The organism is Pedobacter sp. GW460-11-11-14-TSB4, assembly GCF_059423705.1.
Genome location: NZ_JBWKYI010000056.1, coordinates 1 through 6,850, shown reverse-complemented (window position 1 = coordinate 6,850; position 6,850 = coordinate 1). Strand labels below are relative to the sequence as shown.

6 protein-coding genes are annotated in these 6,850 nt (G+C 37.1%); 5 read left to right on the top strand and 1 reads right to left on the bottom strand.

Annotated elements, in window-relative coordinates:
• Positions 1–212 precede the first annotated feature (212 nt).
• From serC to AC07YT_RS24855, 4 genes are all read left to right on the top strand, one after another.
• The gene (gene serC, locus AC07YT_RS24870; RefSeq protein WP_086545326.1) at positions 213–1,310 is read left to right on the top strand and encodes a 3-phosphoserine/phosphohydroxythreonine transaminase; all 1,098 of its coding nucleotides are present in this window, start codon (positions 213–215) and stop codon (positions 1,308–1,310) included.
• A gap of 11 nt (positions 1,311–1,321) precedes the next feature.
• Complete coding sequence (locus AC07YT_RS24865) at positions 1,322–2,443, top strand: DUF1015 family protein (RefSeq protein WP_086545327.1); 1,122 nt, start codon at positions 1,322–1,324, stop codon at positions 2,441–2,443.
• A 24-nt stretch (positions 2,444–2,467) separates the two neighbouring features.
• Positions 2,468–2,614 (top strand): hypothetical protein, encoded by a 147-nt coding sequence (locus tag AC07YT_RS24860; protein ID WP_494945577.1) that lies wholly within the window; start codon positions 2,468–2,470, stop codon positions 2,612–2,614.
• A gap of 180 nt (positions 2,615–2,794) precedes the next feature.
• A complete protein-coding gene (locus tag AC07YT_RS24855) occupies positions 2,795–3,586 on the top strand; it encodes a lacto-N-biose phosphorylase central domain-containing protein (RefSeq protein WP_086545328.1) in 792 nt (263 codons plus the stop codon).
• A gap of 13 nt (positions 3,587–3,599) precedes the next feature.
• Here AC07YT_RS24855 and AC07YT_RS24850 read toward each other — a convergent pair whose 3' ends face one another.
• Positions 3,600–4,169: a DUF1543 domain-containing protein gene (locus tag AC07YT_RS24850; RefSeq protein WP_086545329.1), complete on the bottom strand. Its 570-nt coding sequence runs from the start codon at positions 4,167–4,169 to the stop codon at positions 3,600–3,602.
• Positions 4,170–4,583: 414 nt separating this feature from the next.
• Between AC07YT_RS24850 and AC07YT_RS24845 the strand changes: the two genes are divergently transcribed.
• On the top strand, positions 4,584–6,287 hold the full coding sequence (locus AC07YT_RS24845; RefSeq protein WP_086545330.1) for an FAD/NAD(P)-binding protein: 1,704 nt from the start codon (positions 4,584–4,586) through the stop codon (positions 6,285–6,287).
• Positions 6,288–6,850 lie beyond the last annotated feature (563 nt).

Sequence of the window (6,850 nt, the reverse complement as noted above, 5' to 3'; positions counted from 1 at the left end):
AGTGTATATATTACAATAATAGTGAAAATTATGGAGTGCAAATAAAAATTATATTCTGTCAACTTATTTTCCTGATGTGCTAAACCAAATTTTTAGGATGTTAAGGGTTTGATAAAAAATAATTTTTACCAAATAAATAAGTTGTTGCGGTATAATTTGCTTAACTACTGATCTTTACATTGTAATTAATTTAACCGAATATTATTTTTCTCATGCATAAAAAACACAACTTCGGTGCCGGCCCGTGCATATTGCCGTCATCTGTAATGGAGCAAGCTGCTCAGGCCGTAATCAACTGGGGTGGGATGGGTTTATCTATTTTAGAAGTTTCTCACCGATCGCCGGAATTTGAAGATGTGGTACTTAAAACCCAGCTTTTGGTTCGCGAGTTATTATCTGTTCCCAATCACTATTCCGTGCTTTTTTTACAAGGTGGGGCCAGTACACAATTCGCTATGGTGGCCATGAATTTTTTGAGCGCAGGAAAAAAGGCTGCTTATCTTGATACTGGATATTTTGCACAGAAAGCTATTAAAGAAGCCAAATTATTTGGTGAAGTTGAGCTGGTTGCTTCTTCGAAAGATAAAGATTACGCTTATATCCCTGATCAGTTTAATGTTGATCAAGAATCTGCTTATATACACTATACTTCAAACAATACGATTGAAGGAACAGAGATATTTGATTTTTCTCCTAACGGCGTTCCCGTGGTATGCGATATGTCATCAGATATTTTTTCCAGGAAGATTAATGTTAGCGATTTTGATCTCATTTATGCAGGTGCCCAAAAGAATATGGGGCCGGCAGGGATGACACTCGTGATTGCTAAAAATGAATTTCTTAATCAGGCCAAAAAGGAAATCCCATCAATGATGGACTACCGGATATTTCGCGATAATATGAGCATGTACAATACACCACCGGTTTTTTCCATTTATGTAGCCATGCTTAATTTATTGTGGCTTAAAGATCAGGGCGGTGTAAGCGGGATAGAGCAGAGAAATATAGAAAAAGCAAAATTATTATACGCTGAAATAGACCGAAATCCACTTTTTTATGGCACGGCCGATGTTGCACACCGCTCCCGAATGAACGTTACTTTTCTGGCGGTTAATAAAGATGTAGAGGGCGGGTTCTTAAAATTTGCGGCAGATCAGGGAATTGTAGGCATAAAAGGTTACAGAACAGTTGGTGGATTTAGGGCTTCGCTTTACAATGCACTCCCATTATCGAGTGTTGAAGTATTGGTAAATGCGATGGCCAGTTTTGAAAAAATATACAGCGATAAAACAGTTCTTGAACTCGAATAATCAGTTAAAAGATGATAAAAATCTCTCCACTAAAGGCATTACAGCCAGGCAAAGACATATTTGACCTGATGATTTCTGATCAGGTAAATGGTAAGGTGCATAAAAATGAACAGCTTTCTTTTGAAGACCTGCTCAATTTATTTGGATGTCCTTTGGATGAGCGGCCGGCTATTTATGTTTACGAGTTTCGTGGTGAGTTTGGTGCAATGCGGGGAATTTGGGCAGCAACCGATCTTTCTCAAACACCCGTAAATGCCATTAAAAGGCACGAAGAAACCGTATCGTCGAAAGTAGAATCACTTAAAACAGATCGGAAAAATAAGGCAACGCAAAAATCACCAATCTTATTGGTGCATAAAAAAGACAAAACCTTAGATACGCTTATTGATTTTGTGGTGCGTACGCGTAAACCTTTGGCAAGCGAATGGTCACAGATGGAACATTTTCTTTATCAGGTACTGGAAGAAGATGTTATTGAAAAATTTGTGCAAGAATTTACGAAACTTGAAGCGGTTTACCTTGCCGACGGCCATCATCGCCTGGAAGCAGCCTGTTCATTGCAGAAAAACTCACCTCAGCAGATCAGTTCGCTATTTGTGTCTGCTGATGTTATTTCGATAGGTGCCTTTCATAGAGTGGTTACGGGGGTAGATATTTCTTACTCACTGTTGATGGAAAAACTCCAACAGTATTATTATGTTTCAAAAATCCCCAATAACAAAGCTTATAAACCTGATCAGAAGAACAGGTTAGGGCTTTGTTTTAAAGGCGAATGGTATCAACTGGATTTAAATCAGGCTTCTATGGCATTATCAGCAGTGCCTGATACGGTTATTTTACAAGATAAAATCTTGTCAGCTGTGCTGGGGATTAATAAACCGAAGGAAGACGAAAGATTAACCTGTTTTCCGGATTGTAAATGGGCTCAATTTCTTGCAGCGCTGAACAGTGATGAAAGCGCCATTGGCTTTTCTCTTTTTCCGATGACGGCAGATGCGTTTATTACAGCTGCAGAAAATGCTGAGTTTTTGCCACCGAAATCTACCTGGATAGAACCGAAGGTTCCTCAGGGATTTATGGCAAGTAGTTCAGTAGCCATAACGGCAAAAGCTGAGCAGGTACGGGTAAATTAGTGTTAAACTTATAAAACTAAGCATATGTTCGATCTCGATTTAGAAAGTATAGCTCAAATAGGCGCTACCTTTCTGATTATTGCTTTCTTTATCGTGGCTTTATTCAAAAAGCGACTTAAAGTAAACAAGAAAAAAAATGACGGAGAACACGATTATCTGCATTGGCTCTAAACCGGATAATCGATTTTAACTGTGTCGGTGTATTTTTTTTGTTGTGGTAAATCAATTTAGTTTAATATGGCGTAAGTTTTATATCTATTAAGCCTTTGTAGGTTGATTATAACAATTTGATTATAGTTAAATTTTATACTTTTGGGCTATTGATATTTACAATTTAACCCGATATGTTTTATGAAAATGCTTTTTAGAGTTTGCATACTTTCTGTTTTAACCTGTTCATCTATCCTGGCAAGTGCACAAACTGTTACCTTAGATTATTTTTTTAATCGTGAAACCCGTAAAGATAAGCAGGGTAAAGAAATTCGTTTTCATTACCTGTGGAGTGAGCAGGCAATGAGTGGTTTTTCTATTTTCGGCAATGCATTTAAAAAACAGGGTTTTAAGTTAGATTCTTTAGAAACAGCACCTACTGTAGCCAAATTAAAAGGAACTGATGTATATCTAATTGTAGATCCTGACCGACCAAAGGAAAACCCAAAACCAAATTATATACAGGCAGCAGATATCACCGAAATTTCGGCGTGGGTAAAGCAAGGCGGTGTATTGGTGATGTTTGCCAATGATAGTGCAAACGTAGAGTTGCCACACTTTAATAAACTAGCCAATGTATTTGGCATGCATTTTACCAATGAGATGCAAAATCATGTTATTGATGACAAACATTTTGATGATGGTGCCATTTCAATCAAGAACAATCCTGTATTTAAAACGGCGCAGAAAATATTTATGAAAGATGTTTGCTCCATTGAAACCAAAGCCGGTGCAAAACCGGTGTTGAAAAATGCAGCTAACGCAACAGTGATTGCTTCTGCTAAATATGGTAAAGGGACCGCAATTGCCATTGCCGATCCATGGTTGTATGACGAATATGTTAACGGACGTTTACCAAAAGAAATGGGTTTCGAAAATGATAAAGCAGCCGCTGATTTAGTGGCATGGCTAAAAAAACTGTCGAAAAAATAACCCTGTAATACTGTTAAAGTTTATCCAGTTTAAAATAACCCAAATGAATTTCATCTTCAGGTAAAGCACCTGAAGATGGTTTTATTTCGATATGGTATTTTTGTTTCGATTCTTCGCTTAAAATATCTTCAATTTTATAAATATCATCCACATCAATGCCATACTTTTCGTCAATATGCGCATTGGCACCTTTTATCGAATTTGTTTTAAAAAATACAGTTTTCTTTGCCTCTTGTATGGCTTTTGCTCTTTCGTCATGAACTGATAAAACAATATAATGTTGCTCGTATAGTTTGTTCGATTGGTAGCCGCCAAGGTTAATAAAAAAGAGTTTATCAGTAGAAAGAGGCGTGTGGCCGTCTCTTAATTTAATGTTGATTTCATAGTTGTCAACCTTGTTCACTTCCCGCCAGCCATCTACATGGATGCTGGCTCCTGCTTCTGGCCAAAATGTTTTAATTTCGGGAACCAGTGCTTTAAGCGAATGTGCAATGCCGAAGAAATAATCGTGCTGTTCTACATTTCTTTTTGGTGCTTTCGATCCCAATAAAAGCATATATAATTTTGGTTGCGGTGTATCCATATTTAATTTATTGACTTTTCTTTTAACAGTAATAAGCAGAATTGGTTCTTGGTAATTGTGATTTTCTCTTAACCACAGGGGATGACAACACCTAAAACCGATCGTCTGACCTCTACCATTGACAGTGTTAAAAAAGATAGCGTCATCTCGACCGAAACGCAGTGGAGCGGAGAGATCTATTAAGACAGATTTAGCTCCGCTGAGCACAACGTGGTTCTCGACTGCGTTGCACTCCGCTCGAAATGACGGTAACTTATTGGAGTTAGATGCAGAGACTTTCCTGTCATTTATATTAATGTTTATAGAATAAATTACTCCTCAGGATGACAAATTAAACTGATTAATCACTGCGCGCTGTTTTCCGTGGCAAAAAAACAAAACAATTTCCCTTTTTTAAGATTGTATGAATTATAAATGGATACTAAAACAGCAAAACAAAGAATTGCCATTATTGGTGGTGGGCCGAGTGGTCTTTTTATGTATAAAAGATTAACAGAATCAAAAGCGGCCAATTTTGAGATAGACATTTTCGAGCGTAAGGATTATTTAGGTGCCGGTATGCCTTATAGTGCCGAAGGCGCTAATGTAGAACATATTACCAATGTATCAGACAATGAAATTCCAATCATTTATAATTCTATAGAAGATTGGGTTAAAATTGCGCCTAAAGCAGTGTTAAAAAAGTTTAACATCAACGAAGCGAAATTTAATGAGTATAAAGTATTACCCAGATTGTTTTTTGGAGAATACTTATCTGCGCAGTTTAATCTGCTGAAAGATGCAGCGGCGAAAAAAGGGATAAAAACCAATGTACATTTAAAATGTGTAGTAGAAGATATTGTCGATTTTCCTGAAGATAACCAGGTTGGTGTAAGTATCCAAAATCATGGTAAGGCATATTTCGACCAGGTTATTATCTGTACCGGACACAATTGGCCAAAGAAATATGAAGGTCGTATTCCCAACTATTTCGATTCTCCGTATCCACCAAAGAAGATATCGTTAAAGCTCAATCACGCTGTTGGCATCATGGGCTCATCGTTAACCGCTATTGATGCCTTAAGAACACTGGCCAGGCAAAATGGTAAGTTTGAAGACAATGAAGATGGAACCTATCGTTATCATTTAGAAAGCGAAGGCTTTAAAATTGTAATGCACTCGCGAAGTGGTTTATTGCCGGCCATTCGTTTTCATCTGGAAGATTCGCATTTGGGCAAAGAAGAAACGCTGAGTAAAGCTGAAATACAAGCGAGCATAGCGGAAAACGGAGGCTTTTTACCATTGGATTTTGTATTCGAAAAGAATTTTAAAGAAATGTTTATCGAAAAAGATCCGGCATTTTATGCGCAGATCAAAAACATGAACCTGGAAGAATTTGTAGGGGCCATGATGGGTTTCAGGGAAAAAATGGAACCTTTCGATCTTTTTAAAAAAGAATATGATGAAGCTGAAAAGTCGATAGAGAAGCGTAAATCTATTTATTGGAAAGAAGCTTTGGCTGTTTTAAGTTTTGCGATGAATTATCCTGCCAAATATTTGTCTGCCGAAGATATGGAACGGCTCCAAAAAGTATTGATGCCGCTGATCTCTATTGTAATTGCATTTGTGCCACAAAGTTCTTGCAGAGAATTACTGGCACTGTATGAGGCTGGCGTGTTAAACATTGTTGCCGTTGGAGATGATGCGAAAGTAGAACCGTTAAAAACTGGCGGTGCTGATTATCATTATACGTTGGATGATAAAAAGGTTACCGTTCACTTCGATACCTTTATCGACTGTGTTGGTCAGCCGCACCTTTCTTTCGATGATTTTCCTTTTAAAAGCTTAATTGCCAATGGAACGGTAAGTCCGGCAAAGCTAAAATTTCAGTCTGCAGAAAACGGGAAGGAAGAAATGAAGCATAATGATTTGGTGACGAAGAAAGGCAATACTTATTTTTTAACGGTGCCCGGTATCACCATTACCGATCATTTTCAGGTGGTTGATGAAGCTGGGGAGGCGAATAAAAGAATCTTTATTATGGCTGTTCCGTACATTGGTGGTTACAACCCCGATTATTCCGGAATCGATTTCTGTGAAGCCGCATCTGAGGCAGTACTTAGCAGTATTTTAAGTTGAGTATCGAATAAATCCTGCCAAAAATAATACTGATACACTAACAATACGTTACCTATAGTTTACGCTAGTTGGTCAGGATCTGCGATCTTGACCTTTGTGCTGTGTGTTTATAATCTGCATGGTTAATTCTTTTTAAGGATTAAAAATTCTTAGTTCTTAAGTCGGGATTACAAATCGCGATTTACCGAAAAAATTCACCGGATGATTTGGTAATATGTCATTATTAGCTATTTATGATGGTTTTTCAAATAAAAACAAACGTTTGCGCGTAAATATCGCAGTTCACATTATTAATCTAAATCCTTCAATTTAATGCTATGGATGGAATTGTGGCAATTATATAATTTATGCTACAAAAAGTTCAATGTTTTATCTCTATTAATTGTCGTTTAGACAATTTTAGCTTTTTGTAAAAATTTTCGGGAATGTTTTGGCAAAATACAATCTATATTTTCTCAGCGCAACATTACTCTGATGCCCCGAATTTTTAAATTATAAGCATTTTTAAACAAACGTTTGTCCTTTAAAAAAATAAAAATTCTGTTTTTATTACTTATATATTG

Coding starts and splice junctions, on each gene's coding strand:
- serC (WP_086545326.1), top strand. CDS start 213: ATGCATAAAAAACACAACTTCGGTGCCGGCCCGTGCATATTGCCGTCA.
- AC07YT_RS24865 (WP_086545327.1), top strand. CDS start 1,322: ATGATAAAAATCTCTCCACTAAAGGCATTACAGCCAGGCAAAGACATA.
- AC07YT_RS24860 (WP_494945577.1), top strand. CDS start 2,468: ATGTTCGATCTCGATTTAGAAAGTATAGCTCAAATAGGCGCTACCTTT.
- AC07YT_RS24855 (WP_086545328.1), top strand. CDS start 2,795: ATGAAAATGCTTTTTAGAGTTTGCATACTTTCTGTTTTAACCTGTTCA.
- AC07YT_RS24850 (WP_086545329.1), bottom strand. CDS start 4,169: ATGGATACACCGCAACCAAAATTATATATGCTTTTATTGGGATCGAAA.
- AC07YT_RS24845 (WP_086545330.1), top strand. CDS start 4,584: ATGGATACTAAAACAGCAAAACAAAGAATTGCCATTATTGGTGGTGGG.